The sequence below is a fragment of the Thauera butanivorans genome, from assembly GCF_048398245.1.
GTDB lineage: Bacteria > Pseudomonadota > Gammaproteobacteria > Burkholderiales > Rhodocyclaceae > Thauera > Thauera butanivorans.
The window spans coordinates 4,560,592-4,585,467 of the sequence record NZ_CP183038.1 but is presented as its reverse complement, the minus strand read 5'-3'; the positions used below and the strand labels follow the sequence as shown (position 1 = coordinate 4,585,467).

General features: G+C 63.4%; 23 protein-coding genes. 7 read left to right on the top strand and 16 right to left on the bottom strand.

Annotation, left to right across the window (positions count from 1 at the left end):
• The first annotated feature begins 13 nt into the window (after window positions 1–13).
• Entirely contained in the window at window positions 14–691 is a 678-nt protein-coding gene (locus tag ACNQFN_RS22145; protein WP_418647579.1) for a 2-hydroxychromene-2-carboxylate isomerase, read from the top strand.
• On the opposite strand, the gene panB is transcribed toward ACNQFN_RS22145, so the two are convergent.
• Together panB and ACNQFN_RS22135 are read right to left on the bottom strand one after the other, a co-directional pair.
• Window positions 688–1,518 (bottom strand): 3-methyl-2-oxobutanoate hydroxymethyltransferase, encoded by an 831-nt coding sequence (gene panB, locus ACNQFN_RS22140; RefSeq protein ID WP_418647578.1) that lies wholly within the window; start codon window positions 1,516–1,518, stop codon window positions 688–690. The two genes, ACNQFN_RS22145 and panB, sit on opposite strands and share 4 nt — an antisense overlap.
• 59 nt (window positions 1,519–1,577) lie before the next feature.
• Entirely contained in the window at window positions 1,578–2,204 is a 627-nt protein-coding gene (locus tag ACNQFN_RS22135; protein WP_418647577.1) for a LysE family translocator, read from the bottom strand.
• Window positions 2,205–2,352: 148 nt separating this feature from the next.
• Between ACNQFN_RS22135 and ACNQFN_RS22130 the strand changes: the two genes are divergently transcribed.
• Entirely contained in the window at window positions 2,353–2,805 is a 453-nt protein-coding gene (locus ACNQFN_RS22130; RefSeq protein WP_418647576.1) for an Lrp/AsnC family transcriptional regulator, read from the top strand.
• Between the two features lie 28 nt (window positions 2,806–2,833).
• On the opposite strand, the gene ACNQFN_RS22125 is transcribed toward ACNQFN_RS22130, so the two are convergent.
• Window positions 2,834–3,265: a PhzF family phenazine biosynthesis protein gene (locus ACNQFN_RS22125; protein ID WP_418648948.1), complete on the bottom strand. Its 432-nt coding sequence runs from the start codon at window positions 3,263–3,265 to the stop codon at window positions 2,834–2,836.
• Between the two features lie 305 nt (window positions 3,266–3,570).
• On the opposite strand from ACNQFN_RS22125, the gene ACNQFN_RS22120 reads away from it, so the two are divergent.
• Together ACNQFN_RS22120 and ACNQFN_RS22115 are read left to right on the top strand one after the other, a co-directional pair.
• A complete protein-coding gene (locus ACNQFN_RS22120; RefSeq protein ID WP_418647575.1) occupies window positions 3,571–4,038 on the top strand; it encodes a helix-turn-helix domain-containing protein in 468 nt (155 codons plus the stop codon).
• Entirely contained in the window at window positions 4,035–4,610 is a 576-nt protein-coding gene (locus ACNQFN_RS22115) for a PIN domain-containing protein (protein WP_418647574.1), read from the top strand. Before ACNQFN_RS22120 ends, ACNQFN_RS22115 begins: the two co-directional genes overlap by 4 nt.
• Here the strand turns inward: ACNQFN_RS22115 and ACNQFN_RS22110 are convergent.
• Window positions 4,551–5,603 (bottom strand): integrase domain-containing protein, encoded by a 1,053-nt coding sequence (locus ACNQFN_RS22110; protein WP_418647573.1) that lies wholly within the window; start codon window positions 5,601–5,603, stop codon window positions 4,551–4,553. The genes ACNQFN_RS22115 and ACNQFN_RS22110 overlap by 60 nt on opposite strands.
• An 811-nt stretch (window positions 5,604–6,414) precedes the next feature.
• On the opposite strand from ACNQFN_RS22110, the gene ACNQFN_RS22105 reads away from it, so the two are divergent.
• Window positions 6,415–6,930, top strand: coding sequence for a hypothetical protein (locus tag ACNQFN_RS22105; RefSeq protein ID WP_418647572.1), 516 nt, complete (start codon window positions 6,415–6,417; stop codon window positions 6,928–6,930).
• 44 nt (window positions 6,931–6,974) lie between these two features.
• Here the strand turns inward: ACNQFN_RS22105 and ACNQFN_RS22100 are convergent, their stop codons facing one another.
• Together ACNQFN_RS22100 and ACNQFN_RS22095 are read right to left on the bottom strand one after the other, a co-directional pair.
• A complete protein-coding gene (locus ACNQFN_RS22100; protein WP_418647571.1) occupies window positions 6,975–7,112 on the bottom strand; it encodes a hypothetical protein in 138 nt (45 codons plus the stop codon).
• Window positions 7,113–7,152: 40 nt separating this feature from the next.
• Window positions 7,153–7,800, bottom strand: a complete 648-nt coding sequence (locus tag ACNQFN_RS22095; RefSeq protein ID WP_418647570.1) for a LysE family translocator — start codon at window positions 7,798–7,800, stop codon at window positions 7,153–7,155.
• Between the two features lie 238 nt (window positions 7,801–8,038).
• Here ACNQFN_RS22095 and ACNQFN_RS22090 point away from each other — a divergent pair, with 238 nt between their 5' ends.
• Window positions 8,039–9,061 carry an alpha/beta fold hydrolase gene (locus ACNQFN_RS22090; RefSeq protein WP_418647569.1) on the top strand — a complete coding sequence of 341 codons (1,023 nt, stop codon included), beginning with the start codon at window positions 8,039–8,041 and terminating at the stop codon, window positions 9,059–9,061.
• A gap of 622 nt (window positions 9,062–9,683) precedes the next feature.
• Here the strand turns inward: ACNQFN_RS22090 and ACNQFN_RS22085 are convergent.
• The 5 genes from ACNQFN_RS22085 to ACNQFN_RS22065 all read right to left on the bottom strand — a co-directional run bounded on the left by ACNQFN_RS22085 (window position 9,684) and on the right by ACNQFN_RS22065 (window position 14,223).
• Window positions 9,684–10,517, bottom strand: coding sequence for a restriction endonuclease (locus tag ACNQFN_RS22085; RefSeq protein ID WP_418647568.1), 834 nt, complete (start codon window positions 10,515–10,517; stop codon window positions 9,684–9,686).
• Between the two features lie 102 nt (window positions 10,518–10,619).
• Window positions 10,620–11,480 carry a DNA adenine methylase gene (locus ACNQFN_RS22080; protein WP_418647567.1) on the bottom strand — a complete coding sequence of 287 codons (861 nt, stop codon included), beginning with the start codon at window positions 11,478–11,480 and terminating at the stop codon, window positions 10,620–10,622.
• Window positions 11,477–11,980: a hypothetical protein gene (locus ACNQFN_RS22075; protein ID WP_418647566.1), complete on the bottom strand. Its 504-nt coding sequence runs from the start codon at window positions 11,978–11,980 to the stop codon at window positions 11,477–11,479. The genes ACNQFN_RS22080 and ACNQFN_RS22075 overlap by 4 nt, the downstream gene beginning before the upstream one ends.
• A 114-nt stretch (window positions 11,981–12,094) precedes the next feature.
• Window positions 12,095–13,321, bottom strand: coding sequence for an ISL3 family transposase (locus ACNQFN_RS22070; RefSeq protein WP_418647565.1), 1,227 nt, complete (start codon window positions 13,319–13,321; stop codon window positions 12,095–12,097).
• 227 nt (window positions 13,322–13,548) lie between these two features.
• Window positions 13,549–14,223, bottom strand: a complete 675-nt coding sequence (locus ACNQFN_RS22065) for a hypothetical protein (protein ID WP_418647564.1) — start codon at window positions 14,221–14,223, stop codon at window positions 13,549–13,551.
• A gap of 210 nt (window positions 14,224–14,433) precedes the next feature.
• On the opposite strand from ACNQFN_RS22065, the gene ACNQFN_RS22060 reads away from it, so the two are divergent.
• A complete protein-coding gene (locus ACNQFN_RS22060; protein ID WP_418647563.1) occupies window positions 14,434–14,589 on the top strand; it encodes a hypothetical protein in 156 nt (51 codons plus the stop codon).
• A 73-nt stretch (window positions 14,590–14,662) separates the two neighbouring features.
• Here the strand turns inward: ACNQFN_RS22060 and ACNQFN_RS22055 are convergent, their stop codons facing one another.
• From ACNQFN_RS22055 to ACNQFN_RS22035, 5 genes are all read right to left on the bottom strand, one after another.
• Window positions 14,663–16,699, bottom strand: a complete 2,037-nt coding sequence (locus ACNQFN_RS22055) for a hypothetical protein (protein ID WP_418647562.1) — start codon at window positions 16,697–16,699, stop codon at window positions 14,663–14,665.
• A 2-nt stretch (window positions 16,700–16,701) separates the two neighbouring features.
• Window positions 16,702–18,471 (bottom strand): AAA domain-containing protein, encoded by a 1,770-nt coding sequence (locus ACNQFN_RS22050; protein ID WP_418647561.1) that lies wholly within the window; start codon window positions 18,469–18,471, stop codon window positions 16,702–16,704.
• Window positions 18,472–18,931: 460 nt separating this feature from the next.
• On the bottom strand, window positions 18,932–21,184 hold the full coding sequence (locus ACNQFN_RS22045) for a DEAD/DEAH box helicase (protein WP_418647560.1): 2,253 nt from the start codon (window positions 21,182–21,184) through the stop codon (window positions 18,932–18,934).
• Window positions 21,153–22,448 (bottom strand): ATP-binding protein, encoded by a 1,296-nt coding sequence (locus ACNQFN_RS22040; protein ID WP_418647559.1) that lies wholly within the window; start codon window positions 22,446–22,448, stop codon window positions 21,153–21,155. The genes ACNQFN_RS22045 and ACNQFN_RS22040 overlap by 32 nt, the downstream gene beginning before the upstream one ends.
• Window positions 22,445–24,874 carry a TerB N-terminal domain-containing protein gene (locus tag ACNQFN_RS22035; RefSeq protein WP_418647558.1) on the bottom strand — a complete coding sequence of 810 codons (2,430 nt, stop codon included), beginning with the start codon at window positions 24,872–24,874 and terminating at the stop codon, window positions 22,445–22,447. Before ACNQFN_RS22035 ends, ACNQFN_RS22040 begins: the two co-directional genes overlap by 4 nt.
• Window positions 24,875–24,876: the final 2 nt, after the last annotated feature.

Here is a 24,876-nt window from a genome sequence, read left to right as displayed (position 1 = left end):
CAAGGAGCCCCCATTGAGCACCATCGACCCCGCGCCCCAGGGCATTTTCTACTTCGACGTCGTTTCTCCCTGGGCCTGCCTCATGGACCACGCGCTGCGCCGGAACTCCTTGCCCGTGCCGCTCGAACGGCGCCCGGTGCTGTTCGCCGGACTGCTGAACGCATTCGGCCACAAGGGGCCGGCGGAGATCGAGCGCAAGCGGCGCTTCACCTACGAACTGTGCACCTGGACCGCCCAGGAGCAGGGCCTCCCCTTCGTCATGCCGGCGGTCCATCCGTTCAACCCGCTGCGCTACCTGCGTCTCATCATCGCGCTGGGCAGCACACCGGCCGTGGTGTCGGCCGTGTTCGAGCAGCTCTACACCACCGGTTGCGATCCCGATGGCCCGGAGGCGTGGCGATCCTTGCTCGAACGTCTGGATGTGGCCGAGGGAGCGCTTGCCCTGGACGCCCCCGAAGTCAAGGCGCGCCTCAAGGACGACACGGCCCGGGCGGCGGCCGACGGCGTGTTCGGCGTGCCGACCATCACCGTCGGCGAGCGCCTGTTCTGGGGGCTGGACGCCCTGCCGATGCTGCGGGCCTGCCTGCTCGGCGATCCCCGCCTGGAATCCCCCGCGATGCGGGCCGCGGCGAAGGTCCATGTCGGCGCCAGCCGCATCCAGCCGGCGGGAAAACCCGCCGCCGAGTCCTAGAAGCCGTGCTCCGGCCCCGGGAAGCTGCCTTCCCGGACGGCCTGGATGTAGGCACGGATCGCGCCCTCGACGCTCGTTTGTCCCTGCATGAAGTCGCGCACGAAACGCGCCTTTCTGCCCGGGAAGACGCCCAGCATGTCGTGCATCACCAGCACCTGGCCGGAACAGTCCGGCCCCGCGCCGATGCCGATGGTCGGGATGGCCAGCAACCCGGTCACCTCCTTGCCCAAGGCCGCGGGGATGGCTTCGAGCAGCATCAGGGACGCTCCGGCCTCCTGCAGCGCCAGGGCGTCGGCCTTGAGCCGCTCGGCGCTCTCCACGGTCTTGCCCTGCACCCGGAAGCCGCCGAGCTGATGCACGTACTGCGGCGTCAGCCCGAGATGGGCGAACACCGGCACACCGCGTTCGGTGAGGAAACGCACGGTGTCGGCCAGCCACGCGCGCCCTTCGAGCTTGACCATCTGCGCGCCCGCCCGCATCAGTTTCACCGCATTGTCGAAGGCGGCCTGCGGCGTACTGTAGGTGCCGAACGGCATGTCGGCGGCAAGAAACGCATGCCTGTTGCCGCGTGCCACGCACGCCGTGTGGTAGGCGACGTCGTCGAGCGTGACCGGCAGGGTGGTGCCATGCCCCTGGACCACGTTGCCGAGCGAGTCCCCCACCAACAGCACATCGACGCCGCAGCGGTCCATCAGCGCGGCGAAACTGGCGTCGTAGGCGGTGAGGACGGAGATCCTCTCGCCGGCTTCCCGCATGCCCAGGAGCGACAGCGCGGTCACGGCCCTGGTGCGCTGGCCGCCTTCATCCGTTTGCAGGTATCCCGTCATCGGTGTTCTCCCGTTTTCCTCTGCTTCCCCATGTGGTGCCCTCGTGAAGGGCGTCGATTTCAGCCGGATGCCTGCTCCGCGAAGAGCAGCACGGCGATGACGATCATCGCCGCCCCCGAGAGCCGGCTGACGATGTCCGCGGCGGCGGGGCGTGCCTGCAGGACGGCCTGTGCGCCGAAGCCGACGAGCAGGTAGACCACGCCGCAACTGAAGGCGTGGACCAAACCAAGGGCGACGATCTGGACGGGCACGGGCCAGGCCGCCGCCGGGTCCGTGAATTGGGGCAGCAGCGCCAGGAAGAGCAGAAAAACCTTCGGATTCAGCCCGCTCACGCAAATGCCCTTGATCGACCAGTGCATCCATGAAGCCGGTTCGCGGGCGGCGAAGGACGGGTCTGTGTGCGGCGTCGAAGGGTGGCGCAGCATGCCGATGCCCAGCCACAGGAGATAGCCGGCGCCGGCGACGGTCAGCACGGCAAGCGCTGCGGGATTGCCTGCCACCAGACCGCCGACGCCGGCCGCCACGACGACGGTCGCCAGCAGATGGCCTGCCAGAAGACCCGCCACCGCCGGCACGACGATGCGGCCACGCACGCCGGCCGAAATCGCATAGGCCCAGTCCACCCCGGGGGTGATCACGAACAGAAACGACACGGCCCAGAAGGCCGCGAAAACACCGAAGGTCATGGTTTCCAGCACCGCCGACAGAGATCCCGAGACTGCGGTGGCCGTCCCTTGCCGCCCACCGGCCATTCAGAAGAAGAATATCTGGTTCATGCTGGGAATATTTGCTGTAATTCCTGCCATTGCGTAATGATTTGGAAGGTTCTTCCTCATGGACAGGATCGACAAAAAGATTCTTGCGGAGCTGCAAGCCGATGGCCGTTTGTCGGTGACCGAACTCGCCGAGCGCGTCGGCCTCAGCCTCTCCCCGTGCCATCGCAGGGTCCGCGCGCTGGAGGATGCCGGGGTGATACAGGGCTACCGCGCGCAGTTGAACCCTGGCGCGCTGGGCTTGAATTTTTCCGCCATGGTCTTCGTGACGTTGCGCGAGGGCGACCGCCGGGCGGTGGCGGCGTTCGAGTCCGCCGTGGCGGACATCCCGCAGATCGTCGAAGCCCAACGCCTGTTCGGCGAGCCCGACTATCTGCTCCACGTCGTCGCCCATGACCTGCCGGCATTCCAGCGGCTCTATGACGAACACCTGTCTACGTTGCCCAATGTCCAGCGCCTGACGTCCACGCTGGTGATGAAGCGGGTCATTCAGGATCGGTGCTTGCCGCTTTAGCCCGGGTGCGGGTGGGCCTTCATGCCCGCTAGCACGCAATGCTGCCGTCGATGCAGGTAACCGACTGCCCGCCCACCCGAATGGCGCCGCCGGCGTCGATGTCGATGGACAGCTTGCCGCTGCGGCCGACGACCGCGCCCTGCGAACTGACGTAGTGGGCGCCGAACGCCGCCACCAGCCCGGCCTCCCGGACGAATGCGGCCACCGCGCCGTTGCCGCTGCCGCACACGGGGTCCTCGTTGACGCCCTGGCTCGGTGCGAAGGCGCGGACCTCCATTGCGGCGCCGGCGCCCTGTGCATGGGCGCCGAAGACGACGACGCCGGTCGACCGCGTGCCCAGGTCGAAGGCCGCCAGCCGTGCCATGTCGGGCGTCAGTGACAGGATGGCGGCAGCGTCCGCCAACTGGACGGTGGTCCAGGTGGGGCCCACGTTGATGAATTTCGGCGGGTGGGTGCGCAGCAGCGGGGCGCCGAGGATGGGCTACCACGACACCAGTTCGTTCGCACGGCTCTTTCGCCAGCGCATCGGTATGAGTCCCGGGGCGTACCGGAGCCGCTTCCAGATCAATCCGGCGCCTTGACGGCGCGACATGGGGTGAAAGATGCCCCCGGCCAGCCCCGGATTCACTGCTTTCGCGCCCGCCATCGCTGGCGTGCGCAAAACTGAGACTGGCTTGCTCACCGGAACCCGTATTGTCGTTTATTGCGATTTTCGTTTGTTTCGAATATGGTGTCACCATCGTTCACCAAACGCAGGAAAGCCACATGTCTACCGTCGCCCTGTCCAACGTGTCGCTGCCGGTCGAGCGCGAGGTTCAGGCTGCCGTGGAAGGCCAGCGTGCCTTGGCCGCCTTCCTGGCCACACGCCTCGAAACGCAGCAGATCCAGATCTTCGATGACAAGAACCAGGCCCACCGGGTGGAACTGCCCACGTCCGCGCTACGCCTGCTGGTGGACATCCTGGCCGAACTCGCCGAGGGCAATGCCGTCAAGGTAGTGCCGGTCCATGCCGAACTCACGACGCAAGAGGCCGCCGACATGCTCAATGTCTCCCGGCCGCACCTGGTCAAGCTGCTCGAAGAAGGCGCATTGCCTTTCCACAAGGTCGGCAAGCACCGCCGTGTCCGCTTTGCCGATCTGATGCGGTTTAAGGCCCAGCGTGAGCAGACCAGCGAAGACGCGATGGCGGCGCTAGCGAAGCAGGCCCAGGAGTTGGGCATGGGCTACGAATGAGGCAGTCGCCGTTCACAGCCGTCTACGACGCATGCGTGCTATATCCGGCGCCATTGCGGGATTTCCTCATGTGGCTAGGCCTGTCAGGCCGCTTCCGGGCGCGGTGGAGTCCGCAGATCCACGAAGAATGGAAGCGCAACCTGCTGGCCAAGCGGCCTGACCTGAGCCGCGAACAGATCGACCGCACATCGGCCCTGATGGATCAGGCGATCCCGGATGGCTTGGTCACGGACCACGAAGACCTCATCGCCGGGTTGACCCTGCTGGATCCCGGCGACCGTCACGTGCTTGCCGCAGCGATCCGCTGCAGCGCCAGCGTCATCGTGACCTTCAACGAGAAGGATTTCCCGCAAGCCGCTCTTGCGCCCTATGGCATCGAGACGCAGCACCCCGACCTGTTTATCGACAACCTGTTCGACCTCGACCCGGCGGCGGTTGTCGCGGCAGCACAGAAACAGCGGGCGCAGTTGAAGCACCCGCCGCTCGACGTGGACCACTACCTCGACGTGCTTCTACGCCAGGGGCTGGTCCAGACTGTCAAGGCGCTCTCGACCTATCGGGCCATCCTCTGACGGCATCGGTTGCGCCGGTGGGCGCGCCGCGGCGGGCCTGCGCGAACCGCAATAGGCGTTCGTGATCTGCACCCGCCCATGACCCAGGTGTGCCGCGATGTGTTGCCGGGCCTGGTGGTCGAGGGCGCGATCGACAGGTGTACCGCCGGCCACCGGTGGCCGCTCCCCGGTCATCGCCTCGTAGTCGTCGGCCGCCCCCTGATGCCGCAGGCCGTGCGGCGTCACGCCGAGCGCGGCGCGGGTGATGCCGTGGCGCTCCATCACGTAGCGCAGCCGGCGCAGCGCCTGCTTCAGGTCCAGGCGCGGATCGCTGACGCTGTCGTCAGCGCCCACGGCGACCCTGCGCGCGTAGTCGATGGCCGCCGCGCGCAGGGCGTTGTCGATGGGGATCAGCCGTTCGCGCCCGCCCTTCGTGCCGCGATGCGTATCCAGGTGGAACGCCGCGCCGTCCTCAGGCTGGCCGGCCTGCGCGGCGGTGAGCACATCGACGTGCGGCCGGAGCATCGTGCTTTCCTTGAAGCGCAGGTGGAAGGCCTGCATCAGCCTGAGCGATGCGGCGGCATGCACGTCGTAGGCCTCGACCTCGCGGATCACCGCCTCCACCTCCACGCCCCGGGCCCGCCAGGACTTATCGATGCCGCTCGCCAGCGATCGCCGGTAGAGCCGCGGGTCGTCGAAGTAGCTCGCGATGGGCTTGAGCAACTGCGGCTTGCCAATCCACCCCGCGAAGGTCTTCATGAAGCTGAAGTAGGTCCGGATCGTCGCCGGGCTCATCCGGCCGGCGCGGGCTTCTTCTTGCCAATGCCGGGTGACGGCTTCCACGTGGCGCCCGCTGAAGGAGCGCGGATCGAGCTTGAAGCGCCGGGGATGGTCGCGCAGGAAGTCGAACAGCCAGAAGCAGAAGCGCGCCCGCTCCGCCATCGTCTTGTGGCTTACCCCCTTGTGCTTGCTGCTGTGCTGCCAATTGTGCCGTCGCAGGATGAGGTGCAGCACCAGACGGCAGCGGCGAGGCACGGCTGACCAAGGTCAGTGCGTGAGTGCGGGGAGGAAGAACTCGAACGCCGGCCCCGCAGGGCAGGCGTCATTCGTGGCTTGAAGAAACACGAGGGAAGGACATCCCTGGATTGCGTCGGGGACAACCGGGGGACGGACGTGCTCCAGGCACTGGCGGTCGGGCCGCCATCCGGGGAGATCGCTGCTCAGGGCAGACGACCTCCGGGGCGCATGACCGCACCGGCGCATCTGGTACGCCGGACGGTTGGACGCCATGGTCAGGCCATGGCGCCACGCTCGGGAAGAACACTCAGGATGCCGGGCATCCGGATCAACGGCGCACGAAGCGCACTGCGATGACGATCACCGCGACTCGAAAGGCTGGCATGTTCGCGTGCTCGATGCACGCACCGGAATGCCAGCTGGACCGGGACGTAACGTTTTCAGTGTGGGGCGGGATACGTGCCCTTGCAAGCGCAAAAAGTGCCGATTAGGCAGCCGCTAGCCGCAATCGACCGCGTTTTGCCGGGCCTTGACTGGACATCGTTCTACCTCTGGTTCCGAACTGATGCGGTGGCCCGGCCCGTCCAGGAGCCGGGCCCGGACTGCCACGCGACGCCAGTCACACGAGGGTGCAAGAGCTTGGACGACGGCCCTCTCTTCTTGCCGGCCTATTCGAACGACAGTCCGGATACGGTGCGACCACAGGTCGACAACATGCAGGCCTCCACCGCGGCGTGCCGTCGCCGGGCTTGAAACAGGCGCCTTCCGCGCGACGCTGGACAGGTCTTCCACTCCCTGGAGCATGACCATGTCCGACCTGCAAACAATCCATGGGCGCATCGTTGACCTGCGCCGCCACGTCAACGTCCATCTCTACCACCTGCGTCCGTTCGTGCCGAGCGACCGCTACGAGTTGTGGATCCGGTGCCAGGACGGCAGCGAACGGAAATTCACTCTCCACACCCGTACCATGCCAGCCCGGCGCGGGCACGAGGTGAGCCTGGTCGTCACGCCCGGCAAGACACCTCGGGTCCTGGGGTTGGCCAACTGGACAGCCCTCGACGGCGCCAACTACGTCCGCACCGATCCGCCTGCGCTGCTGCGGCCGCGGGATGCGCTGGCCGTGCTGGTACTGGGCACGCCTCTGGTGGTCACGTGGGGTGCGGCCGGTGTCGTGTTGTCCGTGCCGGTGGTGCTCGCCTATCTGCTGGTGGTCGGGGTCCTGCGGGCGGGCGCCCGGATCCGGCGGGCCGCGCAGGTGGATGTGGCGATCGACCGGGAGGCCGGGCGGATCGCCGGGCCATGGAGGGGAACGCTGCATTGAGGACGGCTTGTTTCGTCCCCGATATGCTGTTGACTATCATGGGCTCACCGGCACGGAAAATCCTTCGTCACGCTGCCCTGGTTGAAGGGATGGCCTTCGTCCAGGCTCTGATCGAGCAATGTGGCGGCCTTCTGGCCGGGCTCCTCGCGGTTGAGGCTGGTGTCGTGGGCCTCGGCGCACATGGCCGCCCCGCTCAACTGGTGGGCCAGAGGGGATGCGGCGTCACCGCCGCATCAGCGACAAGGAGATACCGGCGCCGATGAAGAAGCCCCCCGTCGCGATATGGAATGCACGCCGAACACGCGCATCGATGCTCGATCCGTGGAGGCGCCCGGCAAATACGCCATACGCGCCCAGCACGCAGCCGGCCGTGGCGAGATGAATCGCGGCCAGAAAAACGAGCTGCGCCGCGATCGGGCGGGACGGATCGATGAACTGCGGCACCAGAGAACCGAAATACAGCAGCGCCTTCGGATTGGCCTCGTGAAGCGAGAATCCGCCAAGAAACGACCGCCGCGGAGAGGCGTCGGCCCGCGGCGCGGCCGCCGGATCGGGTTGGGCGGAGAAGCCGGCGGCGAGCAGACGCAGGCCGAGATACACCAGATAGGCGGCCCCGGCCCATTTGATCAACGTAAAGACCTCATGGGAGGCGACAAGAATCGCGGTGAGCCCGGTGATCGACAGCAGGATGTACAGGGCATCCGCGGCAAGCACGCCCGACCCGGCCGCCGCGGCCGGGCGCAAACCATGCGCAACCCCCTGGGTCGTGACATAAACGATGGAAGGCCCCGGCGTGGCGGTTGCCACCAGGCTCACGAGAAAAACAGGGCCAGATTGTCGATCATCTGGATCCTCCTGCAATTTTTTCACGATACACCACTGGCATGGGACGTGCACGTTCGCAGGCCCATGTCAGCGCCTCCCGGCGGGTAGCGGCGCGATACCAATGGAGGCAGGCAGCCGCCCGCAGAACTTGGCCTATCGGTTCGACGCCAGGAAGGACTGGCGTGACGACCGTTGGTCCGGACGATCTTCATTGGGGCTTTGCGCCCGGTCCCGCGCAGCCGGTATCTTGTCGGCGTGCCGGAGCTTTCCGGCATGATCTCAAATGCCTGACAATTCATCATTCGTCATGTATCGCTCGATCACTGGACCCATGTGCCGCCTCCGCTTCGTTATCTTGCTGCTCGCCCTGGCCCTGTCCGGCTGCACCACACTTGAGCGCATGGCGTACATGTATGGCAGCGAAGCGCCGGTTCCCCATGCGTTCCAGTACAAGGACGGCGGCTCCAGCGTCTACTACGCGTTCACGGTCGGCGATTCGCCGCAGCCGGATACCGCGGTCTTTTTCTACGGGGCAACAGGCTGCCCCAGCTGGAAATCCGTCATGCCCGGCTACGTCAGCGGCCTGACTGTCCCTGCCCGTGTTTTCGTCCTCAACAAACGATTCGTCGCCGATCGTTCCATGGGCTTGTTCGGCTGCGGCCGGGACTTCCACCTTGCGAACAATCCAGAGCGCTGGCTGGCCGACTATGCGGAATTCCTCACCGCACAACTGCATGCCACCGTACCCAGACCAAGAAACGTGGTTCTGGTGGGCGTGTCGGAAGGCGCATGGCCCGCGGTCAAGGTCGCCGGACTGCTCCCTGAAGTCACTCACCTTGCGATCATCGGCAGCGGCGCCTACACCATGCGCAGGTCGCTTTCCACGCTGAAGCAGAAAGGGGCCATTGCGTTCGATGTCGAATCGGGCTGGCAGGCGATATCCACCGACCCACGCAGCATCGAGCGGAACTGGTATGGCAATCCCTATCGCTGGTGGTCGGACATCATGGATCTCGACCTGCTTCCCGATTTTCTCAAGTTGAACATTCCCATCCTTGTCGGCATCGGCGAGCAGGATCAGAGCGTACCCGTCGAGTCCGCGTGTTTCCTAGAGTCGAAGTTCAAGGAGGCGGGGAAAAGCAATCTCACTTTGATCGTTTACCCGGGCGCGGATCACCGCCTGAGCGGTAGCGGCGTCTCTCATCGCCGCGATTTCTTCGCGGAACTGAGTCGTCTGTTGCAATCCACGGATGGCAGTGTTGTGGCCTGGCGGGATTCGGTGCAGGGTGGGAGCCCCTCGCCTTGAGCGCTTGGCGGTAGGAGCCTGCACCATACCGACTTGAGGTGAGCCAGTCTCAACTGTTTGCAACTGCGTGGGCGAAAACAGCGAGAAAATGCTGTACTCATGTATTGAGTCTCTTCTCCGGGGCTGCGTCCTTACAGTCGTTTGAACGAGTGGTTGAGTCGGGACGGGACGGCTGTCGTGACCCACCAGTGTGTGGATGCAGCGGAAGCAGTCAAGCCGTCACGAATCATCATCAAGTGAGCCTGATGCAAGCCGAATCGATTTGATGCACTGGCTCGGCAATGCGCGCGTCGCGGTCTTTGAATTATGTAAACGCAGCTACTCTCGCGTAGAAATGCCGCCATATTGTTCCGACTGACCCTGCCGGGTTTTCGGGCGGAGTAGCCGGCGGCATTGGCTCAGATGGGTGGCTGGTGCCATGTTGTTTGCTGCCACTGAGGTGGTACGCACAGTTAGAATGGCTCCTTTCGTTAGCCACGCAGGACGGCACCCGACTGCGCAATACGGCGATGGCTTCTTGTCCTTTGCGCAGGAAAAATCGACGATGAGCATTCAAAATGCCAAATGACTTAGTTGGTAAAATGATGAGCCGGTATTCCTTAACGGCATGTCTGCATGCTTGCTACAGCTTCTCGAAAAAACCGGGAGTTACTGTGACCTCTTCGACGATCCGTTGCTGGATAATAACGCCCAACTCCAGTTCTTTGAGTTTCTGGACCAATGTCTCTCCATCGATAAGGTCGATAGGGGGTGCGCCGTCCCGATGCGCTTCTAGCCGCGCATCTTTCGTGAAGGCGCCAGTCGTAATGAATAGTCCTTTGTCTGCCCTCCCGATCATCGCTCCGCGAAAATCTCGAATATCCGAGGATCTCACAGCTGTCTTGAGTCGTTTGCATTGGAAGACCACATGAAATGAGAGAAACCCTCCGACGCGGACTACGCCTTTCCCATCAATGCCGCCATCTCCGGATCGGCCAGTCACTTCCACCTGGATAAATCCCGACTCGCGGAGTAAACGTTGGCAGAGCCGTTCGAACCCGTCCGGTGTCATTTCGCGTACATATCCGAGCAGTTGGTCCTCCCAACCGAGTTCCTCTGTTGTCGGCTTCGCTTCAGGCATATTTTTAGCTTTTTTCTTTCTATCCTGCGCGACGACGAAACGCTTGACGGCCTCCTTATCGAGCTTGGTAGCTTTCTGTCCATCGGCGGTCAGGGACCAGACCCCGCGTGCCGAATTTTCCAGTAGTCCGTAGTTCTTGAGGTAGTTGCGCGCCCAAGCCAATCGGTAATTGAACTTAGTTCGGTTACCGCTGTGGATCTCCGCGAGATCCTTTTCGGACAGTTCCAGCATCGACGCAACCTCGTCTTCTTGTTCCTGGATAGAAGCCGATCCGCCGAGTCTTCTGAGCGCCTCCAGCAGCGGATTAAAAAGTTCGTCGTATTTTGGGACTGTCATCGTGTACTTCTCCCATAGCAATCCAGAAAACGGAATCGGCGGTCAGGCTTCTCATTCCCGTTGTCCGTGCTGCGCATGCACTTCGTCTGCCATCGGCCAAAATCAAAGGCAAACTGGTGACGTGAGGGACTCCAAAGAGCCGGCGAACGCTATGTTTTCCGAGAAGATGAGTACCTCGTCCCCGACACGGTTCGACGCGCTCTGGGAGAGCTTGTAACGCACCTTCTTCTCGGAGGCGTACAGGTTGAGAATGAAGTCATGGTTGTCGTAGGATACCATCCACTTTTTCTTCATTTTGTGCACGTGCTTCGAGAGTTTTTCGTGGTCCGACTTCGAATAGAAGTTCATGTACAGGTCCGCCCCTTTCTGGAAGTAGGGTGGATCGAGATAGATAAAAATTTCCTCAGCCCGAGCGTCCATCTTCTTTACGAATGCCAACCCGTCGAGGTTCGAGACCGATATTCTCTTTCTGAACTGCTCGATCCTCTGTATTCGTGCTATCAGGTCCGGCTTTTTGAACCGTGCATCGATCTTGTAACGGCCTTTCTGGTTGTATCCACCGATTACTCCACCTTTGATCACCCCAGAGACGTTGGTCCGGTTGAGGAAGAATGTGGATTTTGCCAGTTCGAATAAGTCGGCCGATTCCGCCCGGTTTTGGACTTCCTTGTACCGGCACCAGCTTTCCATGGACACATCGACGTCCTCTATCCAGCTGCAGAAGGCATCGGCATTGCCAAGGATGGAGGACCAGAACGCATAGATTGATCGGTCCAGATCGTTGATGTAAATCTGCTCTACGTACTCTTCGAAAAGAAGTCTTAACGCGAGTCCCGCGCCGCCCGCGTAGGGTTCGGCATACGTCGCCCCGAGTAGTTTATTCTCGTAGAATAGCTTAGAGACGAATGGGAATATGCAGTTCTTGCCGCCGGGATAGCGGAGCGGCGAACAAAAGTGGCTCAATTTGACTGCACCTTACCGTGGGAGTCCGTAAGGAGAGCTCCGAGGATTATGGAGACGGCTAAGGTCTGTTCGATGTTGGCCGCCGCCGCATAATTGTGGGCTCCGGTATGCAAGAGCTGAACGAGGCTTTTCTCAGTGACGTTTTGGTTAGACAGAGTTGTCTTTGTGTCCTGGTCCAGAGTGGCCTTTGCGTTTTTGAATCTGGAGTTTACGTACGCAGCAATATCCTGTTGATACTCTTTCGCGGCCGCTTCACACAAAAGACGGAGTGCCATGCGTATAAGGGAGGGAAAAACGTCGGAGAGCGAAGTTTTCTTCTCGTGGTAGAACTCGTGCAGGTCAACAATGTCGCGATACAAGTTGCTGACATCCCCATTGCGTAGATAAAGGGGGCCACCAAAAATCTGCGCTGCCTTCGTTCTCACACGCCGGCTTCGCCGAAGACTGGCCTTGTCCTTCGCGTCGCCGTTTTCGGCTGCGTCGAACATGACGAGCTTCATCTTATGCCTCTTGTGTTCTTCGATAATCCGCTGCGAATCTGGATCCAAAACCTCTATGACCTTGCCGCGATTTCGCCGAGTCGTAATTACCGGCTCTTTTGAAAACCGAGTGGGTCAGGTTGCATGCTGATTGAGTTTTCCGAAGTCCAGCTTGCCGGCGAGCAGGAACACCATTGTGCGAATGGTAGAGAAGCTGGCGTAGCCACGCGCCTTGCGCTTGGCCGCTTGGAACAGGCCGTTGATGGCCTCAAGGAAGCCGTTGGTCTGGCGGGTGCGAGTCCAGGCGACGATGCCCTCAAGGTGTTTGCGGATCATCTTGGCCACCGCCTTCATTGGCTCGACCTTGGAGCGCATGACGTTGACAGTCCATTGCCAGAGCATGTCGCGCACGACATTGACCTGCTTGCGGTTGAGGATCTCGCGCAGTTGCTCCTTGTAGAGCCAGGCCCGCGCGGTGCGCTTGGTGGCCACTTGGGCAACCAACGCATCAAGGTCAGCTTTTGCAGCGGGCGCGAGTGCATCGCGGTCCCTCAGCAGCTTCCAGCGCAGCCCCTTGAGCGAGGGGTCGGTACGTTGCTCGATGCGGCGCATCTTGTCGACGGCGGCGCTGGCGTGGGCGATAACGTGAAACTTGTCGAAGGTGATGGTGGCGTTGGGCAGGTTGGCGGTCACGCCTTTGATGAAGGCCGGCGACATGTCGATCGAGATCGATTCGATCGCCAGCGCGTTACCGCCATGGTCCTTCAGATCCTCAGCGAACGCTGCGATCGTGGCCGCATCGCGCCCCTCGGTGACGAAGAGCACGCGTCGAGCGTCGGCATCGGCCACCAGAGTGATGTAGTCATGGCCGCGGGCGCGCGAGGTCTCATCCGCGGCCAGGCGCTTGACCTCGGAGAAGTCGGCCTGAGCCAGTGCCAGAGCCACGTAGCGCTTGCAGATCGCGGCCACGCGGTGCCAGGACAAGCCCACGACACGCGCGACCGCCGCGAAGGGCATCTCACGTGCGAGCGTCAGGATCAGCGCCTCGAACAGCAGCGTGAAGCCGGCGAGCTTGCCGGCCCAGTCGGGTTCGACCTGACGGATGCCGCCGTCTGGAAGACGCACACGCGGCACGCGTACCTCAAGATAGCACTCATGCTGGAAGAAGTTCAGGTGCCGGTAGCGCTTGGCGACCGTGTCATGCGCCGGATGCGCTCCGGCCACGCCCGACACCTCGAAGCGGCTGCCCGCAACGAAGTCCACCGAGATCGTCAGTACCTTCTTGGCGGCGTCGAAATCGACCCCGGCCACGCGCCATGGATCGGTGATGCCCAGTGCGGCCTCGAACAACTTTGCATGCATAACGTGTCAGATCTACAGAGAGTCAAAAAACCGGCGACGGTACTGCACTGCGTCCGAAGCACACCCCGCCGCACTTGTCTCCATGGCTGGATGCCCAACTGCGCTGCATCCAGCCATGGACCAGCGTACCGCCGGCCCCTTGGCGTCAAGGGTTCGCTACGCCGGGCTGCGCCCGCCCTTGACCCCAACGGCCCGGCAACCCGAATCGTGCATCACCCACTCAAAATTCAAAAGAGGCTAATTACCTTATCCCTGACCTTTCGAGAAATGTCGTCCAGAAGTGCGAGGGTTTCTTCGCGGCTGTGCTTACTATGGAGCTTTTCATCCACAAACGAAATTCCGAGCTTCCCTAGGATGTCCTCCCGGAAGATCTCGTCCTTGACGAACCGCTGGTTGAGCTTAGGGTTCGCGGTGATGATACCGGTATTCTCTTCCATCAACAGGAACGCTGATTTCTTGTCCTTCATGTGCTTATGAAGGAACATGTCGCGATCGAGCGGCAACCATGAACCGGTTTCTGCGTGTTTCCTCCAGACGTTCTCGAGTGCGATAGCTTCAGAACAAACGTTGCAGGGAATTTCGTCGGGAAACAGCGGAAGAATGTCCGCATGGAAACCATCGACCGACACCAGTCCATGCTTGATTTTCCCGAGGACCACCCTTCTGTTCCCATCGTATACCACTGGTTTATTGCCGTGGAAAACGACCGTGGGAAGTTCGCTGAAGTCGTAACGCTGCCCCATTTCCTTTGCTAGCCGGCGAAGGTTCCACTTGGAGAGCTTGTCGGTAAGCGCCCTATCCACTATGTCTTGGTCCGTGGCGGTTTCGTCAACGGGATCGCGCGGATTTTCGGTCCAGAGCACCAACTCCTTGAGTTTGAGCGTTATTACCTCCTGACTCATATCCTCCCCTCCGTTACGGCAAGCCTTTACTACAATTATTTAGATAATGCTGAGCAGATCGATACAAGGCGAAGCACCCATGGCCAGCGCGGATAATCGGGCATGGCTTGTCAGTCGTCAAGCCGCACAATGCCTATGCTGAGAGTCGTCCTATGTAGCTAACACAAGCAGCTATCCTGACGGCGTGTCACCCTAACAACTGTAACCGACATGACACCGATCACCCATCTGAGCAACGTCACTGGCTGCAATGGCCGCGTATTTGCCACACAGCTCAACTGGCTGGATGCGGCCGAAGTCGCCGTTTGGTTTCCTGAGAGAGAACGGCTGCAACCTTCTTCATTGCTACCGTTCATCACGCTTTAGGTCTGAACGACCACTTTCCTTGCGGTCGAGTGGCAAGGCCCGAGGCAGAGCGGGCCGGTGCCCTCGGGAATGTTCACCGACCGCCCCCGGCAGAATCCTGCTGCGTGAAACTGTCCTCAACGAACGCCGGCAGCCGCTGCGAAGACAGCAGGACCAGGCGCTGCCCGGCGCGTGTCATCGCCATGTAGAGCTTTCTGGCATGTTCTTCCGCCACGGCAGCCTGTTCCTCCTGGTCGAGGCCCGGCATTTCGCCGTCGGCGAGCAGGTTTTCCATGCCGATCAGAAACACCGCGCCGGCCTCCAGGCCGGTGGCGGTTTCGAGGTTCGCCAGGCGCAGATACTCCCGCTCGCACCCTTTCGGTGGCGCCTTGCGCTGCTCCTTCTTGTTGAGCCACCAGATATTGTCCACGCCGAATTGCTTGCACAGCCGGTTGTAAAGCAGGGCTTTCTGCACGTTCTCGCCGTAGATGACCAGCAGATCGCCCAGTGCGAGGGCGTGCTCCTGGAGGCTGGCGGAGAGTTCGTTCATGAGCCTGTCCACCGCGTCCTGGGGCGAGTCGGTATGGATCAGCACCGGTTTGACGCCCGCTTCCATACCGGACAGGTCGGGCTCCAGAAAATCGTCCGCATCCCCGTGGGCATACTGCGTGAGAATGCGATTGGCCGCGGCGAGGATCGCCTGGGTCGTGCGATACGAACGACGCAGTTTCTTGGTGCGGCCCGCCACGTCGAGCCCGATGCGCTTCCAACTGAGCCGGTGTTTCATGAAGCCCTGGTTGGGGTCAGCGCACAGAAACAGGCTGCTGTGCTCCCCCATGGACAGGCGAACTGCCTGAAACCAGGAGGGTGCGAAGAACTGTGCTTCGTCGATCAGCACGTGGTCGTATTTTTCCAGCGCCGCGTGATCCGTCGCCAGGCAGATTTCGCGCGGCACCGCGCTCCACAGCCGCTGGCCGCTCTTGCCGAGGGCCGTGGTCACGGCCTCGTACAGTGCCCAGACCGCGGCCCGTTCCTTCGGCCGCAACGCGAAGCCGCGGCCGGTGCGATTGGCGTCGAGGTAGTGCTGCGCATCGGCGATCAGGAATTCGTTGATGAAATCGAGTTCTTCGCGCAGGCGCGCCGCCGACTGCCCCAGTTCCGGCCAGCGGGGGCGGTAGTGGGCGATCAGGTCTTCCACCTCGCGCGCGGTGTCAGGCAGATTCGGCCAGTGCCGATGGAGGTTGCGCCACTGGCGGTTCACCCAGGCGAAATAGGTATTGATCTCCAGATTGGCGGGCAGCGGGCCCTGCGTGCGGGCCAGTTTTGCCTTGATGTCGGCGACGATGGGGGTGTTGTGAATCAGGACCAGGATGCGTTGATCAGGGTACAGCCCGGCCAGCAGCCGGGCGCGGGAGAGGGCGATGAGGGTCTTGCCGCTGCCGGCGACGCCGTTCACCAGGCGAATGGCGAGATCCCCGGCCGCCTCGGCCTGCTCCTGGGGCGGCTCCAGGTCGAGCTTCGCCGCCCATTCCTGCTGGAAATCCAGAAAGAAGCGCTGCAGCTTCGCCGAGTTGTCGCGGATGAAATGGCGGCGGGTGGTGCAGGCAGGGTGGATCTCCGCCTCCGGGAAATAGCGGCTCAGCATGGCCTGTTCCGCGTCGGCGCCGATGGGTTGGAGCAGGCGCGGCACCAGCTTGGCGCCAAGCGCGAGAAACTGGGCCTTGGAGAGCAGGCGGATGCCGAGGCGGGAAAGATACGGCGCGGCGATGGCGCGCACTTCGTCCTGGCTGCATGCCCACATCAGCATCAGCTTGCCGGGAGACGCCAGGCCGTCACCAGGAAGGTCGGCAAGGGCAGGGAAGGCCTGGAAGTCGGCGAGCAGTCTGTCGAAGGCGGTGCGTTCCGCGTTCTCGAACAACTGGTCGCCGGCCAGCGCGGAGAACGGCGTGTCGGCCAGCGCGATCGCCAGCCAGCCGTTGTTCGGATGCTGCACGAAGAAATCGGGCAGCCAGCCGCCGGGCCGCAGCGGCGTGCGCACCACGTGATCGTCGTCCAGGGCGTTGAGGGTGCGCTTGATATGGATGCCGCGCGCGCTCACTGCGCCGACTCGTTCCGGGATGAAGGTCGCCATGCCTACAGCGCCACCCGCCGGCAGTGGCCGATCATGTCCCGGTACGAGGCGATCCACTGCCGGATCGTCGCGTCGCCGCTGTCCGGGAGGTGCCCGCTTTCCGGGCCGATGACGATCAGCTTGGTCATCGCCCGGGTGATGGAGACGTTGAGCCGCTCGGGCTGGAAGAAGAATTCGGCGATTGCGCCCAGGAACGCCTCGTCGCCGGTGGCCAGCGAAAGGATGATGAGCTCTCGTTCCTGCCCCTGCATGCGTTCCACCGTGTCGGCCACCACCTGCCGCGCCGCCTCGCGGCCGAACCGCGCCGCTAGCAGCGTACGGATGACCCGCCCCTGGGCGCGGTAGGGCGAGACGATGCCGATTTCGGCCAGAGGCAGGCCGCCGGCGACGATGGCTTCGCACAGGTCCGCCACCAGCTCGGCTTCTCTCCAGTTCTTCGTGCGCGCCGAAATGTCCGGGGTCGGAATGAACACGGCCGGGCTGCCGCCGTCGAGCACGGCGGCAAAACGCGCCGGGACGCCGCGCAGGCGCAGGCGCCGCTCCCGGTTCTCTCCCGCCGCGCGCAAGGCACCGCCATAGAAGGCCCGGCTCGGCCAGTCGGTCAGCCAGCGGTTCATGCGGTAGGTTTCGTCCAGCATGACCAGATGCTCGGCCTCGCGCGCGGTCAGGCGCGAGAAAACCGAATGCGTCTCCTTGTCGAGCACGGAACGGGACAGCAGCACGGGCGGCAACTGGCGCTGGTCGCCGATGAAGATGAAGCGGCTGCCCTTGCGCATGGCCATCAGCGCCAGCGGTGCGGTGATCTGGCTCGCCTCGTCGAACAGAATGGTGTCGAAAGCGTAGTTCTCGAGGCGGGACGTGCAGGTGGCGAACGGCGTGGCGCCCACCACATAGCCGTCGGTGGGGCGATCCTCCCAGGCGTCGAGCCCGTCGAAGTTCGGGATGGCGTCGTCGAGCCCCCTGCGCTGCGTGGCGCGGCCGACCTTGACCACCGACACGCCTTGCGCGTGAACCTTGTTGAGGGCGTTGTTGATCGCCATATGGGTATGCGAGGTCATCAGAATCCGCTCGCCGCGCGCCACGGCCAGCCGGGCGATGAGCGCGAGCACGCGGGTCTTGCCCGTGCCGGGCGGCCCCTGGATGCAGGCCACCTGCCGCGCGCCATGCGCCCAGCCGACGGCCTCGGCCTGCCGGTCGTTGCACCCTTCGGCCAGGGCGATGTCGATGGCCTCCGCCATGTCGTCCTCGTCGAAGGCGATCTCCAACTGTCCGGACAGCAGCGGCAGCAGGGTGTCCCGGCCGGCGGCAGAAGTGGTGATGTCCTCCAGGGCCTGTTTGTAGTAGCCGGTCAGGTCCATCGTGTCGGGATCGACGTAGCAGGCGCCGCCCGTGTAGTCGTCGAAGGCCGCCATGGCGCGGTTGCCCCGCAACAGCCAGCGATCGTCTTCCTCAAGCTCGAACGAGAGCCCCCGGCACAGCGGTTCCAATGCGTTGCCCTGATGCAGGCAGACAAGATCGCCTTCGCGAAAGCGCGATTCAGTATCGTCGGGATAGGCCCACAGCGTTGTCGGTTCGGGGCCGCGCTCCAGGCGGAGGAAACCCTGCGTGATGCCTTTTTGGAGTTTTTCCGACAGGGGGCGTTCCCAGGCGGTCATGAGCTGGTGATGGGCCGCCTGCTGTTCGTCATGGACGAGCTGGTACAGGTCGGAGAGCAGCAGGGTGGTACCGAGTGTGCCTTCGTTTGTTGTTTTCGTCATGCCTTCGTCTGCCATTGGGGGCACATCGTGTTGCCGATGCCCTGGTTCCAGGATCAGGATTGGACGCGGGTCTCATAGTAATGAGCCCCGCCCGTTCAAGAAAGCAAAGGTGTCACGAAGGGCGCTGGTGGCCGTTCCCCAGTCATGGGTTCGTAGTCGTCGTTGACCCCCGACGCCGCAGGTCCAGGCGCGGATCGGCATCCTGACCGTCTCATGCCAATCTGGTAATTGTCATTGCGGACATTTGTCCGATACATTTCCTTGGAGTATGGCCACGGGCCAAAACGCAAGCCTCGTTTTTCAGGGCGAGGTCAAGCGAGGCAAGCCAACCCTGACGCCGCCGGCGCCCCCATTTCGTGGCGAGGAAGCTCCCGCCTTCAGGCGGAGTGACTCACAATAGAAATCTTTGTTTCGTTGGAATCAGCTTCTATCGCCCATCGAATCAGACAAACTCGATGACGAGACGGTGCAAGGTTTACGATGAGCATGGCGAAAATGTAATCGTGCTCAATGCATCAGCCATACGATGGGCCTCTGCCAGATCGAGATGCAAGGATGCAAACGACTTTCTGAGCATCTCCTCCGGCATCGCCCAATCCCACTTCTCCCGCACGATGTTCTTCGCATCGACCAGAATCACCACGGGGTCGAGGTCGGTCATCCCGGCGATTTCCGCGAGCGCATCCAGCAGCCGGTCGGTGGTTGCGCCGGGCACCGTCAGGCAAATGCCTTCATTGGTCGCTGTCAGCCCGATGCTCGCCAGCAGCACGGCCAACCCGTCATTCACCCAGTCCCCCCTCCAGGTGAGCAGTACGGCCTCGTTGCCACGCTGAAACAACTGAACGGTATCCAGGTTCGCCCGGCGATAGAAATCCCTGGCCTCGGCCAACAGCGCAGCCGCCCCTTGGTCAACAAACGGCACCGCGTCCATCTCACGCAGCACCGCGCGCATTTCTTGTCGGACCACGTCGTGCACTATGGCGCCCCCGCCATCGAAGGTCGGGGGGGCGCCTCCTTTGTCGGGCGTGACGACGATGACCTTCTTCTCACTGTCCACGTCCATCACGCGCCAGCGCCGCCCGGCGAAAATGATGTGTTGATCGGGCAGCAGTGGGTGCGACACAGGCAGGGAACCTAGCGTCCGCCCTTCGCAGAGGAGGCGGAATTCCTCATCGGAAGCGAACGCAGCGTAGAACGCGTAGTGGTTGACCAACTTCTCGCCCAGTTCGCCGTGCAGCAGCAGGCCCGAGCCATCCTGCGTCAGGAGTTGCTTTTCGCCCATGTGTCTCAGCAACAGGACGAAATCATCGCGACCGAGCCCCTCGAATGGCCCATCCTTTACCAGCATCGCCCACAGTTCCCCGGCAGTGGCGCCGCCGCGCTCGGCGATGATGGAGAGAATCTGCTGTATGAGGGTTGAACCGTGCAGCCCACCGACCCGCGAAGGTTCGAACCAGCCGCGGATGAGGAGCCGTACCATCGCAATCGACTGCACCAGCCCCTCGCGGAGGCAGTCGGACAGCCCGGATTTCGGGCCCAGCTCGGGTTCGATGCAGTAGCCCCGCAGGATCGCGGGTTCGCCCTGGCGGCGGCCGGAACGCCCCAGCCGCTGCCGCAGGCTGGCCACGGACGGCGGCGGCCCGATCTGCGCGATGCTCTTGACTGCGCCGATGTCGATGCCGAGTTCCAGGGTGGTGGTACAGATGGCGGTGGCTGGCCGTGTGCCCTCCTTCAACGCCTGCTCCGCATCCTCGCGGAACTCCCTTGAGAGGCTGCCGTGATGCGCCCAGAACTCGTTGGGCGCATCGTTGCGTTCGCAATAGCGGCGCAGCAGGTCAGCATAGACTTCGACCTGTCGCCGACTGTTCGGAAAGACGAGGTTGTTCGTCCCCCGCAGCGCCTTGTAGAGATGGGCGGCAACGTCCAGGGTGCTGCCCGGTACCAGGTCTTCCGCCTGGGGATGTTCAAGACCGGGCTCGATCTCGACCCGGGAGGGCTTTTCGACGTAGCCCTTGATCAGCACTTTCAGTTCGTGGCCACCACTCGCCGCGTGGATGATCTCGACGGATTTGCCGTCTCGTGGACGCAGGAACTGCGCGGCAAGGCCCATGTCGCCGAGTGTCGCGGAAAGCCCCACCCGAGGCAGCCGACGGCCGGTGGCACACTCCAGCCGGTGAAGGAGCGACTGGAGTTGCTTCCCGCGCTCGGCACCGATGAAGGCATGCAGTTCGTCGACCACGACATAGCGCAGTTTCGACATCAGCCCGGGCATCGCCGTCCCTCGCCGCACGAACAGTGCTTCAAGGGACTCCGGCGTGATGAGCAGCACGCCTTTCGCGTCCTTGATGAACCTGTGCTTGCGGCTGGCGGCAACATCGCCGTGCCATGCGACGACCGGGATGTCGAGGGATTCGCACAGTCCGGTGAGGCGTGCCCATTGGTCGTTGATGAGCGCCTTCAGCGGGCTGATGTACAGCACCGAACCGATGTCCGGTTCTTGGCGGAGCAGGTGGGTGAGGATGGGGAAGAAGGCTGCTTCCGTCTTGCCCGCAGCGGTCGCCGCGGCAACGATGACATCGCGGTCGGCTTCGATGAGCGCGGGAATCGCCCTTTCCTGCGCGTCACGCAGCGCGGTCCACCCCTCGCGCCAGATCCAGCGCCGGATGCGCTCGTCGAGCAGACCGAAGGCGTGCGAATCAGAGCTTGAAGCTGGCGAGCTCGTCGTCATCGTCGGCCGCCCTGTCCGCCGCCCCGCCGTGGTCCTGTTCCACTTCGACGTACCCCAGCAAGTCCTTCCAAGCCGCAGAGGGGTTCTGCTCCAGGACGGCCAGCAGGTTGATGAAGGCCGTGATGGTCGTTCGGGGCGTGCGGAAATAAGTGTCGCCGAGACGTTTGGCGCAATGCTCCATGAATGCGGGGATGGCTTCTTCGGGCAGTAGGTACTTGGCCGCATCGCCCGATGCGTAAACGTGCCGCAGCTTGTGCAGCAGCACGTAGAAATCCTCCGGCGTGAGGCTTGCCAGCCGCAACACCGGCCCCGAGTAATCGACCATGCCGGCCTTGGCGAAGGTGTTCTCGGCGAGGCGGGATTGCAGCGCCGCATAGCTGTAGAGACCGCGGCGCGTATCCATCAGGAATTCGGGCGTGCCGCCCAGGACGATGCCCAGACCTTCGGCCGAGCCTTGGAGCGAATTGTTGAGAATGCGCAGGATTTGCTCGTAGTTGGCGTTGCGCGCCTGGGTGTTCGAGAGCTTGTACAGGTTCACCAACTCGTCGAGGCAGACCATCAGCCCACTGTAACCCGCCAGCCGGATGAAGCGGGCGAGCAGCTTCAATTGGTCGTAGATGGACGCGTCGTCGATGATGGTGCGTACGCCGAGCGCCGCGCGGGCGTCGGTTCTCGTCGTGAACTCGCCCCGCAGCCAGCGGATGGCATCGGCCTTGAGTTGCTCGTTGCCTTCGTCAAAACCGCGGCAGTAGGCGGCGATGACTTCTGCGAAGTCGTAACCATTGACCATCTCGGCCAGATGGTCGAGGCGCTCCCGGACGATGGCCTCGCTGGGTTTGCCGCTCGCCTTGGCCTCGGATTTCGCCTGGGAGATGAATTTCTCGACCACGCCCGGCAGCGCGCCGCCATCCGGCTTGGTCCGGGTCGACAGGTTCTTCGCCAGTTCGGCGTACAGCGAGCGGGCCTGGCCGCCGGTGGCGTGGAGTCGCCGATCGGGGTTCAGGTCCGCGTGCATGGTAACTAGCTTCTTCTCCATGGCGATGGCCCGGACCAGGTTCAGGAAGAAGGTTTTTCCCGAGCCGTATTCGCCGATGACGACCCGGAAGCCGGAGCCTGAATCAGCGATGCGCTCGACGTCCTTCATCAGCGCTTCGAGTTCCTTGACCCGCCCGACCTGGATCAGGTGCTGGCCGACGCGCGGGACGACACCGGCGCGCAGGGATTGGATGACTGCGTCGCGATCCTTTGCGCGAATCGTACTCATACGGGAAGGGCCTCCAGAACTTCGTGGTTGATTTCGATGGGATCTTCGCCTTCGGTCAGCGGAGCGTCGAAAGCGTCCAGCACCGCCTCGTTGATATGCTCAAGCGCCCCATCGAGCATCAGCTCCATGTCCGAGGCGGCATCGGCCAGTTCGTCCCGCAGCCACGAACTGCGGGTCACCAGCAGGCGCACGAAGGCGGAATGGTCAGCATCCAGCCCGAGAATGCCGGTCGTCGCGGGCTCCGGCGCATCCCCGGTCGGTACGGGGGCGGCCTCCATTTCCTCCGCAGGCGGCTCTTCGACGAAGACATTGGCCAGGAGCGCGGAGACCTCCGCCGTCTCCTGCTGGAGCTGGGCGATACGGGCCGCATCCAGGGTAAAGCCTCGGGATTTCTGCGGCGTCGCGTCGGGGACGGCCGCCGACGGAGCCGGCGCTTCGTTCGCGTGCAGATCGGCGTAAACCAGCTTGCCGTCCAGGCCCAGGGCTTTGTAGGTGCGTTCGAGCAGTTTCACCTCGGCGGGGCTCACGACGCCGTCGGCCTGGGTGAGATGGGCCAGAAAGCGGACGATGGTGCGCCGCGCATCGGCGGCCAGCGGTTCGAGCTTCTTCTTCAGCCCCGCCAGCGTCGCCGGCTGGTCGATACCGAGCCGCAAGTGCGCCTTGAGCCGTTTGCGGTGGGCCGCGCTGAGGTGGCTCCAGCTATCGATGTGCCGGGTGAGCGCCACGAGTTCCTGTGCCGATGCCTGGCCGTCCGCAAGCGCCACCATGCAGGCCAGGTCGAGCGTGACCGCGGCGGCCTGGTACGCCGGCACTGTGCGCGCATCGCCGTCTTCCGGCGGCACCGCGAACAGGGCGATCTTGTTCTCGGCCTTCGGCGTCCGGGTGCCTGCCAGCACATCGGGCTCCATGCCAAGGTGCAGTGCCTGCAAGGCGCGCGCCAGGCCAAGCACCTTGTCACGCGAGAGCGGGCCGGCGCTCTTGAGCCGGCCGGACAGCTCGCCGAAGGACATGACGATCATGCCGTCGCCGACCCGTGTCTTAATGTCTTCGAGTTCAGCCTTGACGGGTGCGGGCCACAGTTCGACAGGCAACTGCAGCAAGCCTTCCAGGGCATGGGCCTTGTCCGGATTGCGGCCGATGAAGCGGCTGTACGGATCGAGCGCTTCGGTGCAGGCGTCCACCAGGGCCTGGAGCCTCTGCACGGGCGCCTTCACCGCCGATACATCCGGCAGATCGCCGACACTGCGCTGAAACGATTCCCCGCGCAGACTGCCCGATGCCGGGTAGTAGGCCACCTTGAGCTTCGTCTTGTTCTGACGGAGCAGGAGACCATCGCCATAGGTCTTCGCGTACTGCTGGCGGAACAGTTGTGCGAACTCGGTTGCGCACCGTGTCACCGGGGTACGGCGCGCAATGTTGGGATCCGCGAGCGCCCACGCCAGGGCCCAGTCTGCGGGAACCGGCTGCTGGTCCCTGGCAAGCTGGCCGAGACCGAGCTTGAGGCTCAGGGGCAGCTCATAGCTTCGCTCGGTGAGGGTGGGCGGCGCGTCGAGGTAGGTCTTGGGGACAAGGTGTTCGGCGTCTAGGTAGCCGAGGAAATGCGTCGCGTACTGCCGGAAGGAATGGCTGCGGTCGCCATAAATGCCCAGTAGCCGGTGGACCTCCGCCTGGATGGCCGGCACCTCGGCCTGGGCGGCCCGGTCAGTGCGCGCGTCGACCAGGGCCCGGCGCTCCAACCCATAGAAGAAGAGGAACACATAGCCGATGTTCGCAGCCGGATCCTGGCGGCCTCCGGCCAGCCACTGGAGATACGCGCGCCGGGCCTGCGGTGAGATGTTCGCGTAGCTGGGCCAGTAATCGGTCAGGGGAAGCGACGTGTCTGCCGCCGTTGCGGCGACCTTCAGCCCCGGATCGATCAGCGCGGGTTCGGCTTCCCCGTAGCGCCCCCGGAGGCCGGCGCCCACGTAGAGCATGCCGTCGGGGAGGTCGAACCCCGCCACGGACACCAGCTCTCCGGCTGGAACCCATTGCCACTTGTCACCGACACCTTGCGGCGCGGCCGGTATCCGGTGCTCCGTGGTCCGGGATTCACCGGGCAGTACGAACGACGCAAACCCCTCGCTCTGTGCGTGTGCCGCGTTCGGTTGCGGACGGGCAATGGCGCGGTCCCTGCCTGAAGGGGGTGGCGACACCACGCCTGCTGTCGGCGCGGATCGTGGGGTCGTGGGCGGTGGCCGCTGGACGTTGGGCCTGGGCGGTGGCTTTTTCTCCGCCCCCATCACCTTCCCGCCGATCCAGAAAACCAGAGCCACCGCGCCGACGGCCAGGATGACGCCCCAGACCTCCTTGGGAATCGAGGCAATGATGCCGACGACGATGGCGGCGCCGATCAGGAGCGTACTTGTGCCTGCGTTCTTCTTGGCCATGA

What these genes read in the sequence shown, in the direction of transcription:
- ACNQFN_RS22085 (WP_418647568.1), bottom strand. Translation starts at nt 10,517, where the DNA reads ATGACAGTCCCAAAATACGACGAACTTTTTAATCCGCTGCTGGAGGCG.
- ACNQFN_RS22040 (WP_418647559.1), bottom strand. Translation starts at nt 22,448, where the DNA reads ATGAGTACGATTCGCGCAAAGGATCGCGACGCAGTCATCCAATCCCTG.
- ACNQFN_RS22130 (WP_418647576.1), top strand. Translation starts at nt 2,353, where the DNA reads ATGGACAGGATCGACAAAAAGATTCTTGCGGAGCTGCAAGCCGATGGC.
- ACNQFN_RS22055 (WP_418647562.1), bottom strand. Translation starts at nt 16,699, where the DNA reads ATGGCGACCTTCATCCCGGAACGAGTCGGCGCAGTGAGCGCGCGCGGC.
- ACNQFN_RS22115 (WP_418647574.1), top strand. Translation starts at nt 4,035, where the DNA reads ATGAGGCAGTCGCCGTTCACAGCCGTCTACGACGCATGCGTGCTATAT.
- ACNQFN_RS22060 (WP_418647563.1), top strand. Translation starts at nt 14,434, where the DNA reads ATGACACCGATCACCCATCTGAGCAACGTCACTGGCTGCAATGGCCGC.
- ACNQFN_RS22090 (WP_418647569.1), top strand. Translation starts at nt 8,039, where the DNA reads ATGCCTGACAATTCATCATTCGTCATGTATCGCTCGATCACTGGACCC.
- ACNQFN_RS22120 (WP_418647575.1), top strand. Translation starts at nt 3,571, where the DNA reads ATGTCTACCGTCGCCCTGTCCAACGTGTCGCTGCCGGTCGAGCGCGAG.
- ACNQFN_RS22045 (WP_418647560.1), bottom strand. Translation starts at nt 21,184, where the DNA reads ATGACGACGAGCTCGCCAGCTTCAAGCTCTGATTCGCACGCCTTCGGT.
- ACNQFN_RS22105 (WP_418647572.1), top strand. Translation starts at nt 6,415, where the DNA reads ATGTCCGACCTGCAAACAATCCATGGGCGCATCGTTGACCTGCGCCGC.
- ACNQFN_RS22035 (WP_418647558.1), bottom strand. Translation starts at nt 24,874, where the DNA reads ATGGCCAAGAAGAACGCAGGCACAAGTACGCTCCTGATCGGCGCCGCC.
- ACNQFN_RS22075 (WP_418647566.1), bottom strand. Translation starts at nt 11,980, where the DNA reads ATGAAGCTCGTCATGTTCGACGCAGCCGAAAACGGCGACGCGAAGGAC.
- ACNQFN_RS22100 (WP_418647571.1), bottom strand. Translation starts at nt 7,112, where the DNA reads ATGTGCGCCGAGGCCCACGACACCAGCCTCAACCGCGAGGAGCCCGGC.
- ACNQFN_RS22135 (WP_418647577.1), bottom strand. Translation starts at nt 2,204, where the DNA reads ATGACCTTCGGTGTTTTCGCGGCCTTCTGGGCCGTGTCGTTTCTGTTC.
- panB (WP_418647578.1), bottom strand. Translation starts at nt 1,518, where the DNA reads ATGACGGGATACCTGCAAACGGATGAAGGCGGCCAGCGCACCAGGGCC.
- ACNQFN_RS22050 (WP_418647561.1), bottom strand. Translation starts at nt 18,471, where the DNA reads ATGGCAGACGAAGGCATGACGAAAACAACAAACGAAGGCACACTCGGT.
- ACNQFN_RS22065 (WP_418647564.1), bottom strand. Translation starts at nt 14,223, where the DNA reads ATGAGTCAGGAGGTAATAACGCTCAAACTCAAGGAGTTGGTGCTCTGG.
- ACNQFN_RS22070 (WP_418647565.1), bottom strand. Translation starts at nt 13,321, where the DNA reads ATGCATGCAAAGTTGTTCGAGGCCGCACTGGGCATCACCGATCCATGG.